Below are 19880 nucleotides of genomic sequence, written 5' to 3'. Positions count from 1 at the left end.
TGGGTGATTCGACGAGAGATTGGCAGCATCCTGCCAGGCCACTGCCGGGAGCGGCCGGCCTGTGGTTAGCCTTCCGGCACAGGTCGCTCTCCGACCGCAGCCACCGGGAGTGTCCGGTGCCGTTCACCCTCAGGCCGAAATGGCTTGGGGTCGCAATCGGGAAAAGATCCCGCGTGCCAGACCATTTGGAAGGCTCCCATGATCGTGGCAATGCGCCCGCGGGCCACCCGCGAACAGCTGGATGACGTCTCCGGAATTCTCCGCGACCAGGGCCTGATCGCGGTGTCCAGCACGATGGACGACATCGCGATGCTCATCACCGAGCAGTGCGCGACGCCGGAACTGGTGTCCGCCGTGGAGAAGGCCGCCGGGGTCGACCGCGTGATCGTGCTCTCGGGCCCGCAGCGCCTGACGAGCCGTGAGTTCCGCGCGGAGAACACCGTGGTGAAGGTCGGGCCCTCGGGCGAGGCCGCGTTCGGCGGAACCGGCTTCACGGTGATCGCCGGCCCCTGCGCGGTGGAGGGCCGGGACCAGATGTTCTCGGTGGTGGACGCCGTCGTCGCGGCCGGCGCGGTCATGGTGCGCGGGGGTGCGTTCAAGCCCCGCTCCTCCCCTTACAGCTTCCAGGGGATGGGACTGGCGGGCCTCGCACTCCTGGCGGAGCAGCGCAAGCGCACCGGGCTGCCGATGGTCACCGAGGTCGTCACCCCCGGAGACGTGGAGTGCGTCGCGGAGGAGAGCGACATGCTCCAGATCGGCACGCGCAACATGCAGAACTTCGAACTGCTGCGTGCGGCCGGGGCGTCGGGGCGGCCCGTCCTCCTCAAGCGCGGCATGTCGGCCACGATCGAGGAGTGGCTGATGGCCGCCGAATACGTGATGCAGGCGGGCACCGGCGACGTCGTCCTGTGCGAGCGAGGCATCCGCAGCTACGACCGCAGCACCCGGTTCACGCTGGACCTCAGCGCCGTGGCCGAGGCCAAGCGGCTCACGCATCTGCCCGTGATCGTCGACCCCAGCCACAGCACCGGCCGGCCCCATCTGGTCGGTCCGATGTCCCTGGCCGCGGCCTCCTGCGGTGCCGACGGCCTGCTCATCGACGTGCACACCGACGCGCGCAACGCGCTGTGCGACGGCGCCCAGGCGCTCACCGCGCAGCAGTTCGGCGCGCTCATGGACCGGCTCAAACCCGTGGTGGAGGCCGTGGGACGGACGCTGCCCGTCACCCGCGCCCGCTCGCTGGCCCAGGTCTGACCCGCTTTCGACGGAGGAGCAACATGTTGGAGACATCGGCCGATCCCCTCCGCGCCGACCTCGCCCCGGAAGAGTTCGTCCGCGCCGCGATGCAGTGGCACTTCTCCCCGGAGACGGGCTCCCCGTACTGGGTGAAGAAGGCCGCGGAACTGGCCTTCGACCCTCTGACGGACATCCGTTCCTGGGCCGACCTCGACCTCTTCCCCGACGTCGGCGAGGAGTGGCGGGACATCCCCGTGGACGATCTGGTGCCGGTCGGCACCCTGCGGGAGCCCTGGGAGTTCCAGGTGTTCGACAGCGGCGGCACCACAGGACGGCCCAAGCGCATCGTGGAGGCGCACTCCCGCCGCAACGGCGTCCTGTGGGTGAGCGAGGTCCTCGCCGAGCACGGCGTCCCCGGTGAGGGCGACGGTCACTGGCTCCACCTGGGCCCGACCGGGCCGCACATCGTGGGCCGCTCCGTCGGGCTGCTGGCCCGGCTGCGCCGTACGTTCTGCCACTGCATCGACTTCGACCCGCGCTGGGTGAAGGGCAGCGTCAAGGCGGGGCGGACCGACGAGGCCGCGCGCTATGTCCGGCACATCCTGGCGCAGGCGGAGGACGTGCTGACCACCCAGCCCGTCTCGGTGCTCTTCGCCACGCCCCCGGTGCTGGAGGCCCTCGCCGCCGACGAGAAACTGCTGGACCTGGTCCAGCGGAAGGTGCGCGGGATCATCTGGGCCGGCACCAGCGTGAGCCCGGAGACGCTGCACGTGCTGGAGGAGGAGGTCTTCCCGGACGCCGTGATGGTGGGCCTGTACGGCAACACCATGATGGGCATCGCCCCACAGCGCCCCCGGAGCGCCGCCGACGAGGACGGCTGCGTCTTCGTACCGTTCCACCCCTTCAGCCACGTCCGGGTCGTCGACCCCGAGAACACCACCAGGGAAGTGGACTACGGCGAGCGCGGACAGGCCAGGATCAGCCTGGTCTCCCGCGACCTGCTGCTGCCCTGGACGCTGGAGCGTGACGCGGTGCTGCGCGTCGCGCCCACGCGTGCCTATCCGCAGGACGCTCTGGCCGACATCCGGCCGCTGACCGCGGAGGGCGGCGGCACCGCCGTCGTGGAAGGGGTGTACTGACCGTGCAGACCCGTACCGCCTTGGCCGCCGAGCCCGTGCGGCACCCGTCCGTGCTCGACCAGGCGGACCTCGACAGCCTGCTCGCCACCTGCCGGCGCGCCCTGGACCGGGCGCGCGCCGGGCAGCGGACCGTGCTCGCCAGCTGGGCCAGACCCTTCACGGTCACCGACCCCCTGGCGGTCTGGAGCCGCTCCCGCCGCGGTACACCCCGCTCCTTCCTGTGGCAGTCGGCATGGGACCGCGGCAGCGTCGTCGCCGTCGGGACGGCCCGCGATCTGCGGGGCCGCGGCCCGATGCGGATGGCCTCCGTCCGCGAGATGTGGGCGGAGCTGTCCCGGAACCCGGTGACGGGCGGCACAACCGCCACCACGTCGCTGCCGGGGGCCGGGGGCCCCCTCGCCATCGGCGGGTTCGCGTTCAGCCCGGACAGCACCCCGGAGACCCGGCGGCTCCCCGACGCGCTGTTGTGGGTGCCGTCCCTGCAACTGCGCAGTGCCCTGCCCGAACCGGGCGCCGCGGACCGGGCCCACCCCGCCGAACTGCGGCTCAACGCCGTACTGATGCACGACAGCGACCCCGAGCAGCTGGCCGAGTCGCTCGCCCAGCTCGCCGACCGCTGTCTGCGAACCCCCGGTTCCCCGCCGCGGCAGCCGCCGGCCCCGGCCCGGACGCACACCAGCGTCGAACTGCCGGGCGCCGACGACTGGAAGCGACTGGTACGCCGGGCCACCGGCCGGATCCGCGAAGGCGTCTTCGAGAAACTGGTGCTGGCACGCGAACTCCGGGTGACGGCGTCCACGCCCTTCGACGTCCCGGCCACCGTCGAGCGACTGCGCGAGGCCAACCCCGGCACCACCGTCTTCGCGATCGACCACGAGGAGTACACCTTCGTCGGCGCCACGCCGGAGTACCTGGTGCGCGTCGACGGCCGCACCGTCCACGCGCTGGGACTGGCCGGCACCGCCCCGCGCGGCGCCACGCCCGAGGAGGACGAGGCGCTGGAACGCGAACTGGTCGCCAGCCCCAAGATCCAGCACGAGCACGACGTCGTGGTCCAGATGCTCCGGAACGCCTTCCACGGCTCCTGCGCCGACGTGGACATCCAGACCCCGCCCCGCGTGGTCAAACTCACCAACGTCCAGCACCTGTCCACCGACGTCCGGGGCCGCCTGGCGCCCGGCTCCGAGGCGGGCGTCCTGGACTTCGTCGAACTGCTGCACCCCACACCGGCGCTGGGCGGCCATCCCCGCCGGGAGTCGCTGAGCTGGCTCTCCGACAACGAGGGGTTCGACCGCGGCTGGTACGCGGGGGTGGTCGGCTGGGCCGCCCCCGCCGGTGAGGGCCAGTTCGCGGTCGCCATCCGCTCCGCCCTGCTCGACGGTTCCTCCGCCTCGCTGTTCGCCGGCTGCGGTCTGGTGGCCGACTCCGACCCCGAGGCCGAGTACGCGGAGACCTGCGCGAAGCTGCGCCCCATGATGTCCGCCCTGGGAATCGAGTGATCCGCATGCCCCAGCAGACATCGCCGGCCGGCGCTCCGCCGCACCACGGTGACGTACCCGCACGGCAGCTCGACGACCTGCACCGGCGGCTGCTCGCACTGGGCTCCCTGGTGGTGGCGTTCTCCGGGGGCGCGGACTCCACGCTGCTGCTCGCGGCGGCGCTCCGCGCACTCGGCCCCGACCGGGTGCTCGCCGCCACGGGGGACTCGGCGAGTCTGCCCGGCCGGGAGCGCGACGCGGTGCGGGAGATCGCCGGCACGCTCGGCGCCCGGCACACCTTCGTCGCCACCCGCGAACTCCAGGTCGCGGGATACCGCGAGAACTCGCGCTCCCGCTGCTGGTACTGCAAGGACGAACTGACCGGGCGACTGCTGGCGGTGGCGGCCGACGAGGGCCTCGCCCGGGTCGCGACCGGCACCAACGCCGACGATCTGACCGACCCGTTCCGGCCCGGCGTCCGCGCGGCCGCACAGCGGGGCGTGGTCACCCCGCTGGCCGACGCGGGACTGACCAAGGACCAGGTCCGGGCGGCGAGCCGCGCCTGGAAACTGCCGACCTGGGACAAGCCGGCATCACCGTGCCTGTCCAGCCGCGTCGCCTACGGCCTCACCGTCACCCGGGAGCGGCTCGCCCGCGTCGAGGCCGCCGAGACGGCGCTGCGGGAGGAGCTGCGCCGGGCCGGGATCGGCACCTACGACCTGCGGGTCCGCGACCTCGGTGAGCGCGCCCTGGTCCAGGTCGACGCCCCCGCCGTGCTCGCCGTCACGTCCTGCGTCCAGGCGCTGAACGCCGTCCGCGCGGCCGGGTTCGCCTCCGTGGAGGTCGACCCGCGCGGGTTCCGTTCCGGTTCCCTCAACGACCGCACCGAGGGGTGAGCGATGGACCGCGACGAGGTACGGGACCTGCTGCACCGCGTGTCCGCGGGCACGAGCGGCGTCGAGGAGGCCCTGCGCGAGCTGGTGGCCGGCCCCCTGGCCGGCCACGGCGACGCCGGCGGGATCGAGGACCTCGGCTTCGCCCGCCTGGACACCCACCGGGCTCTGCGCACCGGCGATCCCGAAGTGGTCTACGGCGCGGGCAAGAAGACCGCGCACATCGTCACCCTGCTCCAGGAGCTCGTCCGCCGGCCCGGCAGGCGCACCGCCCTCGCGACCCGCCTGTCCGACGAGGCCCTGGACGCGGTGTCCCGGGCCTTCACCGGCCACGCGGGACGCGACGTGCCGGCCGGCGCGCCGACGGAGGTGCGGATCGACCGGGAGGCGCGCTGCGCCGCACTGGGCGAGCCGCCGCCCGGCCGGGGCACGGTCCTGGTGGTGACGGCCGGGACGACGGACGAACCGGTGGCGCGAGAAGCCGCCTTCGTCGCCCGGGAGTTCGGCTGTTCGGTGGAGCTGGTGCGGGATGTCGGGGTGGCGGGCATCCACCGGCTCCTCGCGGTGCGGGAGCGGCTCGACGCCGCCGACTGCCTCGTCGTCGTCGCCGGCATGGACGGCGCCCTGCCCAGCGTGGTGTCCGGACTCGTCGCCGTCCCCGTCGTCGCGGTCCCGACCAGCGTCGGATACGGCGCGTGCCTCGGCGGCGTCGCCCCGCTGCTCACCATGCTCAACTCCTGTGGCCCGGGCGTGCTGGTCTGCAACATCGACAACGGTTTCGGAGCCGCTGTCGCGGCGGCCCGGATGACACGTCGGATGGTGCGCCGGGACACCGGCCGGCCGATCCCGGTGGGCTCATGAACACACCTGTCTCCGCCTGGTTCGACTGCTCCTCGGGGGTGGCGGGCGACATGCTGCTGGGCGCGCTGCTCGACGCCGGCGCCACCCTGGACACGGTCGGCCGGGCCGTCGACGCGGTCGCTGACGGCAGCGTCCGCATCCGCACCGAGCGGGTCCTGCGCCGCGGCCTGTCCGCGACACAGGTGCACGTCGACGCCGACCCCGGCCCGCCGCACCGCACCTGGCGCACGATCCGCACGATGCTGGCGCGGGCCGCGCTCCCCGAGGCGGTACGGGAACGGGCCCACACCGTGTTCCGGCGGCTGGCGCGCGCCGAGGCCGCCGCGCACGGCATCCCCGTCGACGACGTCCACTTCCACGAGGTCGGCGCCCTCGACGCGATCGCGGACGTGGTCGGCGTCTGCGCCGCCGTGCACGAACTGGGCGTCACCGCCGCCGCCGCCACACCGGTGGTGCTGGGCAGCGGGCGGGCGCTCGGCGCCCACGGCCGGATCCCCGTCCCGGCGCCCGCCGTCCTCAGGCTCCTGACCGGCTCCGGCGCACCCGCCCGCTCCGGCGGGTTCCCGCACGAGATGGCCACCCCGACCGGGGTCGCGCTGCTGCTGACGCTGTGCACCGAGTGGGGCGGCATGCCCGAGTTCCGGCTGGTCGCCACCGGGGCCGGCGCGGGCACGCGCGACCTCGAGGACGTGCCGAACATCGTCCGGGTCGTGCTCGGGACCACACCGCGGGCCGATGCCCCGGCCGCGACGCAGGCGGTGGTCGTCGACGCCAACGTCGACGACCTCGACCCGCGCGTCTGGCCGCAGGTCCTGACCCGGCTGCTGGAGGCCGGCGCCGCCGACGCCTGGCTCACCCCCATCCTCATGAAGAAGGGACGCCCCGCCCACATGCTCTCGGCGCTGTGCCCGCTCCCGGCCCTGCCCGCCGTACGGGAGACGATCACAGCCGAGACCTCCACCATCGGCACCCGCGAGCACCGGGTGGACAAGCACGAGCTGGAGCGGGAGTTCACCACTGTCGCCGTGGGCGAGGCCTCCGTCCGGGTCAAGGTCGCGCGGTACCGGCGGCGGATCGTCAACGTCCAGCCGGAGTACGAGGACGTGGTCGCCGCGGCCGAACGGCTCGGCGTACCCGTCAAGACGGCGTTGGCGAGGTCGATCGCCGCGGCCGAAGGAGCCGCGCGGAACCAGAGGTGCGACTCATGCGGAACGTGATCGTCGTCGGGGGCGGGCTCGCGGGCCTGAGCGCCCTGCAGCGCCTGCGTGCGCGGGGCTACGAGGGCGGCCTGACCCTCGTGGGGGCCGAGAGCCACCCGCCGTACGACAGGCCCCCGTTGTCGAAGGCCGTCCTCGCGGGCGACGCGGACCGCGTCGTCCTGCCCGCCGACTGGGAAGCCCTGCGGTGCGAGCTGCGTCTCGGCACCCGGGCCGAGGCGCTGCGCCTGCACGACGACCGTCCCGGCGGCGTCCTGGTGACCTCGGCCGGACCGCTGCCCTTCGACGGGCTGGTGGTCGCCACGGGCGCGATGCCCGTCCGGCTGCCCGGCGAGGGGCCGCAACACGTTCTGCGGACCCTGGACGACGCGGAACGGCTGCGCGACTCGCTGCGCGCGGGCGCGCGGGTGGTGCTCGTCGGTGCCGGATGGATCGGCGCCGAAGTGGCGACCGCGGCGGCCGGGAACGGCTGCCGGGTGACGGTCCTGGAAGCCGGTGACGCCCCGCTGGCCGGGGCACTCGGGCCCGAACTCGGCGCGGTGACCGCCGACTGGTACGCGGAGGGCGGCGTCGAACTGCGCTGCGGGGTACGGGCCGCCTCGGTGGATCCCGGTGGACTCACCCTGGCCGACGGGTCCTTCGTGCCCGCCGACGCGGTCGTGACCGGTGTCGGGGTGCGGCCCGATGTCGGCTGGCTGGCCGGCTCCGGGCTCGAGGTCGACGGGGGAGTCGTCGTGGACGGCTCGCTGCGCACGGCCCGACCGGAGGTGGTGGCGGCCGGCGACTGCGCCTCCTGGTGGTCGGCGCGGTACGGCCGCCGGCTGACGGCCGAGCACTGGGACACGGCCCTGAACGCGCCCGACGTGGCCGCCGCCGCACTCCTCGGTCAGAAAGCGCTGTACGACCCGGTCCCGTACGTCTGGTCGGAGCAGTTCGGGCGGATGGTGCAGTACGCCGGCCGGCACACCGCCGCGGACCGGGTGGTCTTCCGGGGCAGGCCCGACGGGCCCGGCTGGACGGCGCTGTGGCTGAGCGGCGACCGTCCGCGGGCCCTCCTGACCGTCGACCGGCCCCGGGACATGGCGCAGGGCCGCCGCCTCCTCGCCCGGGGCACTCCCGTGCACGTCGACCTGATCCGCGATCCCGGGACCGCGCTCAGCGGTGCGGTCCGGCACGCGGCCGCACCCGCCGGGTGACGGGCCGTCCGGCCCGGCCGCGCCGCACGTCCCGCGCCGACACCGAACACGACCACCGAACATCCGAGGTGACCGACATGGCCCCTGCCTGCCCCGACATCCCCCTCGTCGTCCTCCCGGCGGACAACGCCGTGCACTGCCGCACCCGGCCCGCCGCCCCCGTCGAGGCCGCCCTCACCGCGGCGATCGACGCGCTGAACCACCTGCACACCCGGCTCCTCGACCCGGACGGGGCGGACGGCGACGCGATCCGCGAGGCGCTGGACGCCGCGGTGGCGCGCGCCGGACGCCTCGCCGAGGAGGCCGGTACCGCACCGATGGACACCGCGTCGCTGCGGCCGATCGTGCCCAACCACGAGTACTTCGGGGTGCGCACGGCGGACATCGCCGACGCCTACCGTCGCCGGGAGATATCCACGATCATCGCCCGGACCCTCGCCGATCTGCGGGACGCCCGACTCGACCTGAACGACCGGGCGGCCGAGGTCCGGGCGATGGTCCTGATCCTCAGGGGCCTGAGCCCGCAGGACGGTCCACCGGCGGCCGAGTCCGCCGGCGCAGCGGTGCCGTCCGGGACGTCCCACCGCGTCGGCCGCGACGAGCTGACCCGGTGGGTCATCACCCATCACTTCTACTTCGTGCTCAACCTCGCGGCGGCGCACGCCGTCTCCCGGGCCGTCGCCGCGCTGGCGGACGCCGACCGCGACACCGCGGTGACCGCCTTCCGCGAGGCCGTCGTGCTGGTCCGCGGGTTCACCGCGGCGATGATGCACTCCGGGGACATGTCGGCGGCCTGCTACGACGCCAAGGTCCGGCCGACGATGCAGCCCCCGGCCGTGCCGGTGGCGCTCACCGGCCGGACCCAGCCCGAGCACAAGGCGTTCCGGAAGGCCATGCGCAGACTCGTCGCCGCCTGCGGCGAGCCGTTCGCCAAGACGGCCGTGGCCGACCCCGAACTGGCCCTGGTGCGTGACGCCCTGCTGGAGGCGGATCTGCACGACATCGAACGCCACATCGCCGTCACCGCCGCCCTCGTCGGCGACGACCAGTCGATCGTGCAGGTCGACGAGGCCGCCGAGAGCGCGATCGCGATGCTGCGCACGATGCGCCACACCAGGGCGGCGGCCTACCGGGACCTGATGAGGTTCGGCGACCCCGTCGAGATCGCCGCCGCATGACGACCGCTCCTGTCCACTCACGCGGCTTCGCCGCCCGTCAGCAACCGATGGTGGGATGACCATGAGTTCCAGCACAGACCGTCGCGCGGTGGTCGTCGTCGACGCGTTCGCGAGCGCACGCTGTCTCGCCCCGTTGTTCCAGGAGCGCGGCGTCGACTGCGTTCACGTGCAGAGCACGCCGACGATCCCCGACGTCTACGCGGCGACCTTCCGGCCCGCGGACTTCACCGTCAACATCGTCCACGACCAGGACGTGAGGGCGACGGCGGCGGCTCTCGCGCCGTATGCGCCGATCGGGCTGCTGCCCGGGATCGAGCGCGCGGTCATGCTCGCCGACGAGCTGAGCGAGCGGCTCGGCCTGCCCACGAACGGGACCGCGCTGAGCCCCGCCCGGCGCGACAAGTTCCGGATGATCGAGACCGTCCGCGCGGCCGGGGTCCCGGCCACCGAGCAGATCCTGGCCACCGACCTGGACGCACTGCTCGACTGGTACGGCGGGAACCCGGGCCGTGTCGTGCTGAAACCGGTGAGCAGCGCGGGCAACGACGGCGTCTTCTTCTGCGACAGCGCCGAGGACGTCCGTGCGGCGTTCGGCAAACTGATCGGGGGCCGCAGCGTGCTGGGCCAGGAGAACCGGGCGGTGCTGGCCCAGGAGTACCTCGTCGGCAACGAGTACATCGTCAACACGGTGAGCCTGCACGGCAGGCACCGGGTGACCGACATCTGGAAGATGCACCACCTCAGCGCCAACGGCGTCCGCGACCTGCCGGCCGGCGCGGAGCTGCTGCCTCGCCGGGGCGCCGAACAGGACGCGCTGGTCGAGCACACCCTGCTGGTCCTGGACGCCCTGGGCATCCGCAACGGACCCGCGCACTCCGAGCTGAAACTGACCCCGAAGGGGCCGCGTCTGGTCGAGACGGGCGCCCGGGTCTGCGGCGCCGACGTCCATGTGCCGACCGAGGCCGCGATCGGCGAGAGCCAACTGGACTGGACCGTCGACGCGTACGCCGACCCCGACCGCTTCCTCGGGCGATGGGACGCCGACTACGAGCCGGCCCGGCACGCCCGGATCGTCAACATGGTCTCGCCCGTCGAGGGCCGGCTCGCCCGCTACCCCAAGCTGGCGGAGCTCGAAGCGCTGGAAAGCTTCCACGACTGCGTGTTCCGGGTGACCCCCGGCGACCCGATCAGCCGTTCCGTCGACGACTGGACCTTCCCGTTGCGGGTGTTCCTCGCCCACGAGACCGAGAGCGCCGTCGCCCGGGACTGCGTGTCGGCGCGCTACCTGGACGGGCCCGGCTTCTACGAGATCGCCTGAGGGCTGTCCCGCATCCTCGGGTCCGCCCCCGCGGACCCCTTCCTGGAGAGCAAATGTCCTTTCTGCGCCCCCGCTTCAAGGGGGAACGTGCACTGATCACCGGCATCGCCATCGACGCGACCGGCTCGGGCATGTACGTCCCCTTCAACCTGATCTTCTTCAAACACGTCACCCACCTGCCCCTGGCCCAGATCGGCGCGGTGCTCACGGTCACCAGCCTGATCGCCATGGTCGCGCTGCCGCTGGGCGGAAGTGCCGTGGACCGGTTCGGCGCCCTGAAGGTGCTCATCGTCCTGTACCTTCTCCGCGCGCTCGGTTTCGCCCTCTACCCGCTCGCCCACGACCTGCCGCTGTTCGCCGCGCTCGCGCTGATCACCGCGGCGGGGACCCGGGCCGCGCCGTCCACCCTCCAGGCCCGGTTCGCCGAACTCCTCGAAGGCACCGACCGCGACCGGATGCAGGCTCTGTCCCGGAGCCTGGGCAACGCCGGTCTCGGCGGCGGAACCCTGATCGCCTCCGTGATCCTCGCCACCCTGGGCGACTCCGGTTACGTCGTAGCCGCGTGGCTGAACACCGCCAGCTTCGTCATCGCCGCGGTGCTGGCCACCCGCACCCCCGCCAGCCCGCACGCCGACCGCAAACGGGCCGCGAGGAGCGGCGGATACAAGCTGGTCGCCAAGGACCGCCCCTTCCTCGCCCTCGCGCTCGCCAACCTGTCGGTGGCCATCGGCTACACCTCCCTCACGATCCTGATCCCCGTCTACGCCACCGACTGGCTGCACATACCGCAGGGCCTGATCGGCAGTTCCTTCATCGTCAACACCGCACTGTGCGCGACCCTCGGCGTCCCGGTCGCCGCGTTCGCCCGGCGTCGCTTCCGCACCCGCAACCGCATGGCGACCGCTGGGGTGGCGCTGTTCGTGACCGCCTTCCTCGGACAGGCCGTCCTCGGCACCGTCCGCCCGCACAACTCGACCGTGGCGATGGCCGTCGTACTGGCCTGCGTGGTGGTCGCCACCTTCGCCGAACTCGTGCACAGTCCGGCCGCGAGCACGCTGGCCCAGTCCGCGGCCCCGGCCGAACTGCGCGGCAGGTACCTGGCCGCCTACCAGAGCTCCTGGGCCCTGGCCAACGCCCTGGCGCCCAGCGTGTTCACCGCGCTGGTCGCGGTGGACGGCCGGCTGCCCTGGCTGGTCATCACGGCCACGGCTGTGCTGGGCGGCACCGTGCTCCGGCTCACCGAGCGTTCGCTGCCGGCCGAGGCCGTCCACTTCGAGCCGCCCGCCCCCGCCGCCGCGGCCGGTGTGCCGGCGGCGGGCCGATGACCCTGATGTCAGGGCTTCGCCACTTCAGCGTCGTGCGACTCCGGGGCCTCACGGCCGCCCGGACTTCAGGACTTCCAGGAGGAACCACATGGACCGCGTGTCACTGACGGCGGAGTATCTGAGCAGGGTGACGGAGAGCGGCGCCAAGGCCGGCGACCTGGTGGGGAGGCTGCCGGAATCGGAGATGCTCGCCGCGTTCTACAAGGGCACCTTCCTCTCCCGGCCCGTCTTCCTCGGCCACGCCGAGCGGGAGCGGACGTTCGCCGACGTGAAGAACGTCCTGGACGCCCTGAGCAGCCTGCCCGACACACTCTTCGACGGCGACTTCGCCGCGTTCGCGCGGGCCGCGGGCCTGACCGAGACGCAGGTCTCCGCCGTGCTCCGCGGCCGGTCGACGGCGATGACCCGGCAGGTCCGCGCCGACCTGTATCTGCAGGACGGGCATCTGCCGGGCGGGCAGTTCAAACTGCTGGAGTTCAACATCGGCAGTTCGATCGGCGGCATGGACAACGCGGACCTCTGCCGGGGGCTGCTGGAGCACCCCCTGCTGGCCGGGTTCGCCGCCGAACACCGCCTCGGCTTCGTGGACACGCTGCGCGAGCAGGTCAACAACGTCCGGGCGGAGTGCGGATTCGCGCCGGAGGACCGCCCGGTGGTCGCGCTGACGGACTGGCCGAACTACTTCGAGAACGAGGTCGCCTACATGCGCCAACTCTGCCTGCGCTGGCGGGAACTGGGCCTTGAGGCCTACCCCTGCCATGTCGGGCAGCTCGAGGTCCGCGGCGGCCGGGTCTGGCTGGAGGACAAGCCGGTCGACATCGTGTTCCGGACCTTCGCCATCTCCCAGATCGCCGACGCGCCGGAGATCCTGGATCCGGTGCTGGACGCGGCGGAACGCGGCGAGGTCAAGATCTTCACGCCGATGGACTCCGCCGCCTACGCCAGCAAGGGCGCGCTGGCGATGCTCTCCGACGAGGACAACCGCGAGCTGCTCAGCAGCGAGCAGCTCGCCGCCGTGGACCGTCTGCTGCCGTGGACGCGCACCGTCCGCCCCGGGACCGTGACCCTGGAGAGCGGGGAACGCGCCGATCTGCTCGAGTACGCCGTCGAGCACCGCCGCGACCTCGTGCTCAAGCCCACGTCGCTGTACGGCAACCGCGGCGTGGTGCTGGGCTGGACGCCGGACCTCACGGCGCGGCAGTGGCGCCGGCACCTCGAGGCGGCGCTCGACAGTCCCCACATCCTCCAGCGCCGGGTGCGGCCCACCGCCGAGCTGTTCCCGGACGAGAACGGTGAACTGCGGCCGTGGAACATCCTGTGGGGCATGTTCTCGGTGGCCAACGGCTACGGCGGTGCCAACGCCCGTGCCACACGCGCGGAGCTGGGCGACGTCGTCATGAACCGGGCGCACGGCATCCACTCGGGCCCGTCGCTGTACCAGCCGGCCGAGCCGGCCGCCTGAGGCGATACGGAGCCGCGCGCCTCCCCCCGGCCGGACCAGCAGAGAGCAGCCACAGATGCCCGACAGCACCGCAACCGTCACCACGGCCGACACCGAGACCGGACCCGCCACGGCCACCGCCGCCGAGCGGACACCTCGTTTCCGCTCGGTCCTCGACCGCATGGTGAGCTACCGGCCCACCAGGCCGGCCGGCCCCGCCGGGACAGGTCCGCTCCTCCAGCTGGCGGCCAACGAGTCCCCGTACCCGCCGCCCGCCGCCGTGGTCGAGGCGATCGGCCGGGAGGCGCTGCGGACCAACCGCTACCCGGACAACGGCTGTGCCGACCTGATCGCCGAGATCGCCGCGCGCCATGCCGTCCCCGAGGACGGCATCGCGGTCGGCTGCGGTTCGGTCGGTGTGGCCCAGACGCTCATGGCCGCGGTCGCCGAGCCGGGGGCCGAAGTCCTCTACGCCTGGCGTTCGTTCGAGGCCTACCCGATACTGACCCGGCTCTCCGGCGCCACCGCCGTGGAGGTGCCGCTCCGGGACGGGTGCCACGACCTGGCAGTGATGGCCGGGGCCATCACGGAGCGGACCCGCCTGATCTTCGTGTGCAATCCGAACAACCCCACCGGGACGGTCGTGGGCGAGGCCCGCCTGCGCGCGTTCCTCGACCGGGTTCCCGCGGACTGCCTGGTGGTCCTCGACGAGGCCTATCGCGAGTATGTCCGGGACGTGACGGCGCCCGACGGCCTGGACCTCGCCGACGGGCGGGCCAACGTGGTGGTCCTGCGCACGTTCTCCAAGGCGTACGGCCTCGCCGCACTGCGGGTCGGCTTCCTGGTCGGACATCCGGTCGTGGCCGAGGCCGTCCGCAAGGCCTGCCTGCCGTTCGGCGTGAACAGTGTGGCCCAGGCCGCCGCGATGGCCGCCCTGCGCGCGGAGAGCGAGCTGATGGCGCGGGTGGAGACGACGGTCGGCGAACGCGAGCGGGTGCGCTCCGCTCTGACGGCCCAGGGCTGGACGGTGCCCCCGAGCGAGGCCAACTTCCTCTGGCTCCCGCTGGGTGACGGGGCCGCGGCCTTCGGCGAGCACTGCGGGCGGGCAGGCGTCGTCGTGCGGGCGTTCGCCGGCGACGGGGTCAGGGTCTCCGTCGGCTCCTCGGCCGAGAACGACGCCTTCCTCGCGGCGGCGGCCCGGTTCGGACGCTGAGGGTCGCCGGCCGGTGCGGTGCACGACGTCCGGCGGCCCACCCGCGCGCCCTTTCCAGGGGCGTGATTTGATGTGCGAATCAACCGGCGGTGGATCGGTCGTGCCGGCCGGCCAATGGCGTCGATCCCTCAGTACCGGTTAACAATTGAACCAATTCCGGTGCCTGTCGTTAATCCCCGTCGCATTCGCGTCCGGGCCGAAGATCTTACCGCCGGCCCGGACGGTGCCGGGACTTCCATCCAGCCACGAGCCACGGCGATCACGCCGGCCTGGAATCGGCTACGAGCCTCCAGTCGATCCATCAGCGAGGCGATGATCCGACGGCAGGTACGGACCGAGATATTCAGTTTGCGCGCGATGCTCTCGTCCAGCTGACCGTCGGCCAGCAGCTCCAGGACCTGTCGTTCTCGGCCACTGAGTGAGCCGACAGGTGCAGCGCGGGTCACGTCGTCCTGGTGACCCGACCGATGACGCCGCCTTTCCACGAACGCGTCAGAAGTCGTCAATGAAACACCTCTCCGAGGCCTTCCGTGCCCCCGTTATCACGCCAGATGGGCGCCCTCCTCCGCCGATCGGTAAAAGATCAGTTTTGGTTTGCCCTCTTGGCGTCGGTACTACCTGATTCCCCCGGCTGAGATTCCCCCGGTTCCTTCCACAAGGCTGCCCTCCCCGTATCCCGATCGGTTACCGGTGAATTACTCTTCCTGGCGGGGAGCAGGGACCGCGTCGTGACAGAGGGGGAGTCGGCCGTGGACCACGGCGGCAAGGGGGAGGGCATACGCTTCAACGTGCTGGGCGCGCTGGAGTGCTGGGTCTCGGGGAGGCGCCTTGCGCTCGGGGGGACCAAGGCCGAGCGCGTGATGGGTTTTCTGCTGCTGTCACACAACCGGTCGGTTCCGGTCACGCGGCTCGTCGAGGCCGTGTGGGACAGCGAGCCGCCCTCCACGGCGGCCCATCAGATCCGCAAGACCGTCTCGGCACTGCGGCGAACGCTGCCGGGCGGCGCCGAGATCCTCCACACCGACGGCGCCGGCTACCGCGCCGTGGTCTCCGCCGGCCAACTCGATCTCAAGGAGTTCGAGGAGCTGCTGCACAGGGCCGCCGAGGCCAGGAGCGCGGGCCGTGCGACGGAGGCCGGCGCGGAACTGCGCGCCGCGCTGGACGTGTGGCGCGGCCCGGTGCTCGACGGGCTCGACGGAGAGGCGATCGGCACCGCCGCCAACGTGCTGGTGGAGATGCGGCTGGCGGCCGTCGAACAGTACGCCCGACTGCGGATGCGGACGGGCCGGCTCGACGACCTCGCCACCTATCTGCGGCAGTACGTCGACGCCCACCCCCTGCGGGAGTCGTTGCGCGAGCTGCTGATGACGGTGCTGTACCGCACCGGCCGGCACGCGGACGCCCTGGAGGAGTACGCCGCGGTGCGGCGGCTGCTCGCCGAGGAACTGGGCGCCGACCCGAGCCCCCAGCTCGCCCGGCTGCACGAGGCCATCCTGCGCCAGAGCCCGGAGCTGGCCCAGGGACCGCCGGCCGCGCCGCCCGCCGAACCCTCGGCACCGAAGCCCGTCACCGCGCGCTGCACCCTGCCCTACGACCTGCCCGACTTCACGGGGCGTCAGGACGCCGTCCGGCGCATCCTCGCCGCCCTGGCGGACGACCGGCGGTTCATCATGATCGACGGGATGGGAGGCAGCGGCAAGACCGCCCTCGCCGTGCACGTGGCCAAGCTGCTGGCCGAGCGCTACCCGGACGGCCAGCTCTTCCTCGACCTCCACGGCTTCACACCGGGCCACGCGCCGCTCCAGCCGCTGGACGCCCTCGACCTCCTGCTGCGCAGCCTGGGCATCGCGAGCGACCGGATCCCCGAAGGGCTCGGTGCGCGGCGTGCGTTGTGGCGCTCGGTCACGGCGAACCAGCGCCTGCTGGTGGTGCTGGACAACGTCCGCGACTCCGCCCAGGTGCAGCCGCTCCTGCTGAGCGCGGAGAACTCCGCGACGATCGTCACGAGCCGGACCAGGCTCGTGGAGATCGACGGCGCGGAGTGGTGCTCCGTGGGCAGCCTGTCGATGGAGGACAGCATGGAGCTGCTGTCCAAGGTGCTCGGTGACGAACGGGACGACGTCGAGTCCCGCACCCTCCTGGCCGGCATGTGCGCGGGACTCCCGCTCGCCCTGCGCATCGCCTCGGCACGGCTGAGGAACCGGCCGCAGTGGACCGTCCGGTACCTCGTGGACAGGATGCGGTCGGAGGCGCGGACGCTGACCGAACTGCGCGTGGGGGAGCGCAGCGTCGCGGCCAGCCTCCAGCTGTCGTACCGGGCGATGAGCGAGACACAGCGCGCGGCCTTCCGGATGCTGGGCTGGCACCCCGGCGCCGACTTCGACGTCCACAGCGCCGCCGCACTGTTCGGGACGGACGCCAGGGAAGCGGAGACCATCCTGGAGGAGCTCCTGGACGTCAATCTGCTCGAGCAGCACACCATGGGCCGCTACACCTTGCACGACCTGGTCCGCTGGTTCGCACGCGATCTGCGCGACCACGGGCCGGCCGACGGCCACCGGGCCGGCGTCCAACGGCTGCTCGACCACTATGTGCTGACCCTGGAGCGGGCCTGCGACCTCATCTTCCCGGGCCGCGCCCGTCATCCCGTGCCGCTGCCCGAGGGTTCCGCGCTCCCCGGCCTGGACTCCGAGGGCGACGCGCTGAGCTGGCTCGACAAGGAATACCCCGCGCTGCGCGACGCGGCCCAGCTCGCCTACGACGTCGAACTCGACCTGCACGCCGCGTACCTGCCCCGGGGCCTGGCGTTCTACCTCAACCTGCGCGGCTGGTGGACGGAGTTCCGGGACGTGGAGGTGCTCGCCGTACGAGCCGCGCGCCGCCTGGACGATCCGCTGCTGCTCCGGATCAGCCTGACCAATCTGGCCCTGGCGCTGTGGAAGGCGGGTGACATCCGTGGCTCGCTCACCGAGCTCGACGAGGCGCTGGCGCTGGCCGAACAGGCGGCGGAGGTGCCCGGCGTCGCCGCCTGCCTCAGCAGGATCGGCCTGTGCCACTCCAGCCTCGGGCAGTACCCGCGAGCACTGGAGACGTTGCGCCGCGCCCTCGGCCTGCACCGGCGGCTCGGCTGCCGCCGGGAAGAGGCCGAGGCCCTGGCCAACATCGCCTCGGCGCTGAACTGCCTGGGCCGGTACACGGAGGCGGCGGACGCCGCCACGCTGGCCGTCCGCCTCGACCGGCTGCTCGGTGAACGGGACCACGAGATCTACGCCCTGACCGAGCTGGCAGTGGCCCACCTCGGCACGGGGCGTCCGGATCTCGCCCTGTTCCAGCTGTCCGGCATCGAGGGCGAGGCGGACGGACTGTGCCAGCCCGGCACCGCCGGGCTCATGCTCGCGTACCGGGCCGAGACGCTGCAACGGCTGGGCCGCTCCCCGGAGGCGGACGCGTGCGCGGCCCGCGCGCTGGTCCTGATGGAGGTGAGCGGCGCCATTCGCCGGGCAGAGATCGGCAACGTCCTCGGCCGGGTGCACCGGTGCCGGCACGACCACGCGGCCGCCTTGAGGCTGCACCGCAGCGCGTACCGGCATTCCGCCGCCATGGGTCTACGCGTGGAGATGGCCCGGGCTCAGGCCGGTGTCGCCGCGGCCGCGGACGCCATGGGCGACACGGCGACGGCCAAGACGGCCCGGGAGGCGGCCCGGGAACTGTTCGCCGGACTCGGTGTGCCGGCGAAACGCGGGTGGCCGGACTGACGGTGCCCGGGGGCCGGCCACGGCTGAGGGCTGTCCCGCGATCCCCGGCGGGCGCGCGGCGTCGGCCACGGCACCTCGCCGCGTCGTCGGAACCTCCGCATACGCCCCGTAGGCGGACGTCCGTGCGCCGTGCGATGCTCCCTCACTGCCCGAACGGCGTGGGAGGTGCCCCCGGCATCCGACGCCGCGCGCTGATCCACCGCGGAGCACGGGACAGCCCTTACCGGGTTCTTTGCAGAAAGCCCCGGCGTTCACGCCGGGGATGAATGCATCTCAAGACTGCTCTGACGTACACCTTGGAGCGGACGTTTTTGCTGCTCGATGTACTGACGGACGATCGCCAACGGTGCTCCGCCGCACGAGGCGGAGAAGTAGGAGGGCGACCACCGGTGCCCGTGCATGATGGCACGGTCGATCCTGCCGGTGAACTCCTGCCGTACCCGGCGGGCGGAGACGTCTTTAAGGCTGTTGACCAGCTTCGAAACGGCGATCCTGGCCGGGTGGTGCACCAGGAGGTGGACATGATCGCGTTCGCCGTTGAACTCCTTCAGCTCCGCCTCGAAGTCCTCGCAGACCTTGCGCATGATCTCTTCGCAGCGCGTCAGCATCTCGTCGTCGAACACGCCGTACCAGTGCGATATCGAACAGATTTACTCATTTCGTGTGCAGTTCCAGTGGAATATGATCTTTGGCCGTGAGCGGCCACGGAGCATCGATACGGTGATCGCTATGCAGCTCCGCTACAACTACCGGGCCTACCCGGACGCCTCCCAGCGCCGCGCGCTGGCCAGTGCGTTCGGCTGCGCCCGCGTGGTGTGGAACGACTGCCTGCGCGACCGCAGGCAAGCGCACGCGGCAGGGCTGCCGTACGTGACGTCGGCGGAGCTGTCCCGGCTGCGCATCACCCAGGCCAAGCGCACCGCCGAGCGCACCTGGCTCGCCGACGTCTCAGCGGTCGTCCTGCAACAGTCCCTGCGGGACCTGGATGCCGCCTACAAGAACTTCTTCGACAGCCTCAAGGGCAAGCGGCCCGGCCGCAAGGTGGGGCCGCCCCGGTACAAGTCGAAGAAGGACACCCGGCAGTCGATCCGCCTGAACACCAACGCCTTCTGTCTCCAGAGCGACGGCACGGTGTACGTGGCCAAGATCGGCAGCCTCAAGGTCACGTGGTCCCGCCGGCTTCCAGCGGTCCCGACGTCCCTGACCGTCACCAAGGACAGCTGCGGCCGGTACTTCCTCAGCTTCGTCGTGGACACCGAGCCGGACATCCTCCCCAAGGTTGAGGCAGAAGCCGGTATCGACCTCGGCCTGTCCGCCTTCGCCGTCCTGTCCGACGGCCGGAAGATCGACAGCCCGCGCTTCCTGCGCCGGGCCGAGAAGAAACTCAAGCGCCTTCAGCGGGAGCTGTCCCGCAAGCAGAAGGGATCGAAGAACCGGGCCAAGGCCCGCATCAAGGTCGCACGCCAGCACGCCCGTGTGGCCAACCGGCGCCGGGACTGGCACCACAAGGCATCCACACAGATCATCCGCGACAACCAAGCGGTGTACGTGGAAGACCTCGCGGTGTCCGGCCTCGGCCGCACCCGGCTCGCCAAGTCCGTGCACGACGCGGGATGGTCCGCGTTCGTCG

The 19880-nt window shown here is 72.4% G+C and carries 15 protein-coding genes and 1 pseudogene; 14 read left to right on the top strand and 2 right to left on the bottom strand.

Features of this window, described 5'->3' with window-relative positions:
* Positions 1-198 precede the first annotated feature (198 nt).
* The 12 genes from aroF to hisC all read left to right on the top strand — a co-directional run bounded on the left by aroF (position 199) and on the right by hisC (position 14495).
* Complete coding sequence (gene aroF, locus ACWDUZ_RS36600) at positions 199-1254, top strand: 3-deoxy-7-phosphoheptulonate synthase (RefSeq protein ID WP_451636149.1); 1056 nt, start codon at positions 199-201, stop codon at positions 1252-1254.
* Between the two features lie 23 nt (positions 1255-1277).
* A complete protein-coding gene (locus ACWDUZ_RS36595) occupies positions 1278-2375 on the top strand; it encodes a phenazine biosynthesis protein (RefSeq protein ID WP_451636148.1) in 1098 nt (365 codons plus the stop codon).
* 2 nt (positions 2376-2377) lie between these two features.
* The gene (locus ACWDUZ_RS36590) at positions 2378-3874 is read left to right on the top strand and encodes an isochorismate synthase (protein WP_451636147.1); all 1497 of its coding nucleotides are present in this window, start codon (positions 2378-2380) and stop codon (positions 3872-3874) included.
* 5 nt (positions 3875-3879) lie between these two features.
* The gene (locus tag ACWDUZ_RS36585) at positions 3880-4749 is read left to right on the top strand and encodes an ATP-dependent sacrificial sulfur transferase LarE (protein ID WP_451636146.1); all 870 of its coding nucleotides are present in this window, start codon (positions 3880-3882) and stop codon (positions 4747-4749) included.
* A gap of 3 nt (positions 4750-4752) precedes the next feature.
* Entirely contained in the window at positions 4753-5607 is an 855-nt protein-coding gene (gene larB / locus ACWDUZ_RS36580) for a nickel pincer cofactor biosynthesis protein LarB (protein ID WP_451636145.1), read from the top strand.
* Positions 5604-6824, top strand: coding sequence for a nickel pincer cofactor biosynthesis protein LarC (gene larC / locus ACWDUZ_RS36575; protein ID WP_451636144.1), 1221 nt, complete (start codon positions 5604-5606; stop codon positions 6822-6824). The genes larB and larC overlap by 4 nt, the downstream gene beginning before the upstream one ends.
* Positions 6812-8020: an NAD(P)/FAD-dependent oxidoreductase gene (locus tag ACWDUZ_RS36570; protein WP_451636143.1), complete on the top strand. Its 1209-nt coding sequence runs from the start codon at positions 6812-6814 to the stop codon at positions 8018-8020. The genes larC and ACWDUZ_RS36570 overlap by 13 nt, the downstream gene beginning before the upstream one ends.
* A gap of 77 nt (positions 8021-8097) precedes the next feature.
* Complete coding sequence (locus ACWDUZ_RS36565) at positions 8098-9198, top strand: hypothetical protein (protein ID WP_451636142.1); 1101 nt, start codon at positions 8098-8100, stop codon at positions 9196-9198.
* 61 nt (positions 9199-9259) lie between these two features.
* On the top strand, positions 9260-10516 hold the full coding sequence (locus ACWDUZ_RS36560; protein WP_451636141.1) for an ATP-grasp domain-containing protein: 1257 nt from the start codon (positions 9260-9262) through the stop codon (positions 10514-10516).
* A gap of 53 nt (positions 10517-10569) precedes the next feature.
* On the top strand, positions 10570-11841 hold the full coding sequence (locus ACWDUZ_RS36555; protein ID WP_451636140.1) for an MFS transporter: 1272 nt from the start codon (positions 10570-10572) through the stop codon (positions 11839-11841).
* 88 nt (positions 11842-11929) lie between these two features.
* Positions 11930-13303, top strand: coding sequence for a hypothetical protein (locus ACWDUZ_RS36550; protein WP_451636139.1), 1374 nt, complete (start codon positions 11930-11932; stop codon positions 13301-13303).
* 55 nt (positions 13304-13358) lie between these two features.
* Entirely contained in the window at positions 13359-14495 is a 1137-nt protein-coding gene (hisC, locus tag ACWDUZ_RS36545) for a histidinol-phosphate transaminase (protein WP_451636138.1), read from the top strand.
* A 128-nt stretch (positions 14496-14623) separates the two neighbouring features.
* Here hisC and ACWDUZ_RS36540 read toward each other — a convergent pair whose 3' ends face one another.
* Positions 14624-14941 carry a helix-turn-helix domain-containing protein gene (locus ACWDUZ_RS36540; protein WP_451636155.1) on the bottom strand — a complete coding sequence of 106 codons (318 nt, stop codon included), beginning with the start codon at positions 14939-14941 and terminating at the stop codon, positions 14624-14626.
* Positions 14942-15223: 282 nt separating this feature from the next.
* On the opposite strand from ACWDUZ_RS36540, the gene ACWDUZ_RS36535 reads away from it, so the two are divergent.
* Positions 15224-18250, top strand: a complete 3027-nt coding sequence (locus tag ACWDUZ_RS36535) for a BTAD domain-containing putative transcriptional regulator (protein WP_451636137.1) — start codon at positions 15224-15226, stop codon at positions 18248-18250.
* A gap of 251 nt (positions 18251-18501) precedes the next feature.
* Here ACWDUZ_RS36535 and tnpA read toward each other — a convergent pair.
* A pseudogene (gene tnpA / locus ACWDUZ_RS36530) lies at positions 18502-18876 on the bottom strand (IS200/IS605 family transposase); the annotation flags it as partial.
* 103 nt (positions 18877-18979) lie between these two features.
* Between tnpA and ACWDUZ_RS36525 the strand changes: the two are divergent.
* A partial coding sequence (locus ACWDUZ_RS36525; protein ID WP_451636136.1) for an RNA-guided endonuclease InsQ/TnpB family protein occupies positions 18980-19880 on the top strand: 901 nt, incomplete at its 3' end.

The sequence above is a fragment of the Streptomyces sp. NPDC003393 genome (genome assembly GCF_053589015.1).
The sequence above is the reverse complement of the archived record's forward strand: the minus strand, read 5'-3'. Positions and strand labels throughout refer to the sequence as shown.

Excerpts from the sequence above, each read along its gene's own strand:
- ACWDUZ_RS36565 (WP_451636142.1), top strand. The coding sequence starts at position 8,098 with ATGGCCCCTGCCTGCCCCGACATCCCCCTCGTCGTCCTCCCGGCGGAC.
- ACWDUZ_RS36595 (WP_451636148.1), top strand. The coding sequence starts at position 1,278 with ATGTTGGAGACATCGGCCGATCCCCTCCGCGCCGACCTCGCCCCGGAA.
- ACWDUZ_RS36560 (WP_451636141.1), top strand. The coding sequence starts at position 9,260 with ATGAGTTCCAGCACAGACCGTCGCGCGGTGGTCGTCGTCGACGCGTTC.
- ACWDUZ_RS36550 (WP_451636139.1), top strand. The coding sequence starts at position 11,930 with ATGGACCGCGTGTCACTGACGGCGGAGTATCTGAGCAGGGTGACGGAG.
- aroF (WP_451636149.1), top strand. The coding sequence starts at position 199 with ATGATCGTGGCAATGCGCCCGCGGGCCACCCGCGAACAGCTGGATGAC.
- larC (WP_451636144.1), top strand. The coding sequence starts at position 5,604 with ATGAACACACCTGTCTCCGCCTGGTTCGACTGCTCCTCGGGGGTGGCG.
- larB (WP_451636145.1), top strand. The coding sequence starts at position 4,753 with ATGGACCGCGACGAGGTACGGGACCTGCTGCACCGCGTGTCCGCGGGC.
- ACWDUZ_RS36555 (WP_451636140.1), top strand. The coding sequence starts at position 10,570 with ATGTCCTTTCTGCGCCCCCGCTTCAAGGGGGAACGTGCACTGATCACC.
- ACWDUZ_RS36570 (WP_451636143.1), top strand. The coding sequence starts at position 6,812 with ATGCGGAACGTGATCGTCGTCGGGGGCGGGCTCGCGGGCCTGAGCGCC.
- hisC (WP_451636138.1), top strand. The coding sequence starts at position 13,359 with ATGCCCGACAGCACCGCAACCGTCACCACGGCCGACACCGAGACCGGA.
- ACWDUZ_RS36585 (WP_451636146.1), top strand. The coding sequence starts at position 3,880 with ATGCCCCAGCAGACATCGCCGGCCGGCGCTCCGCCGCACCACGGTGAC.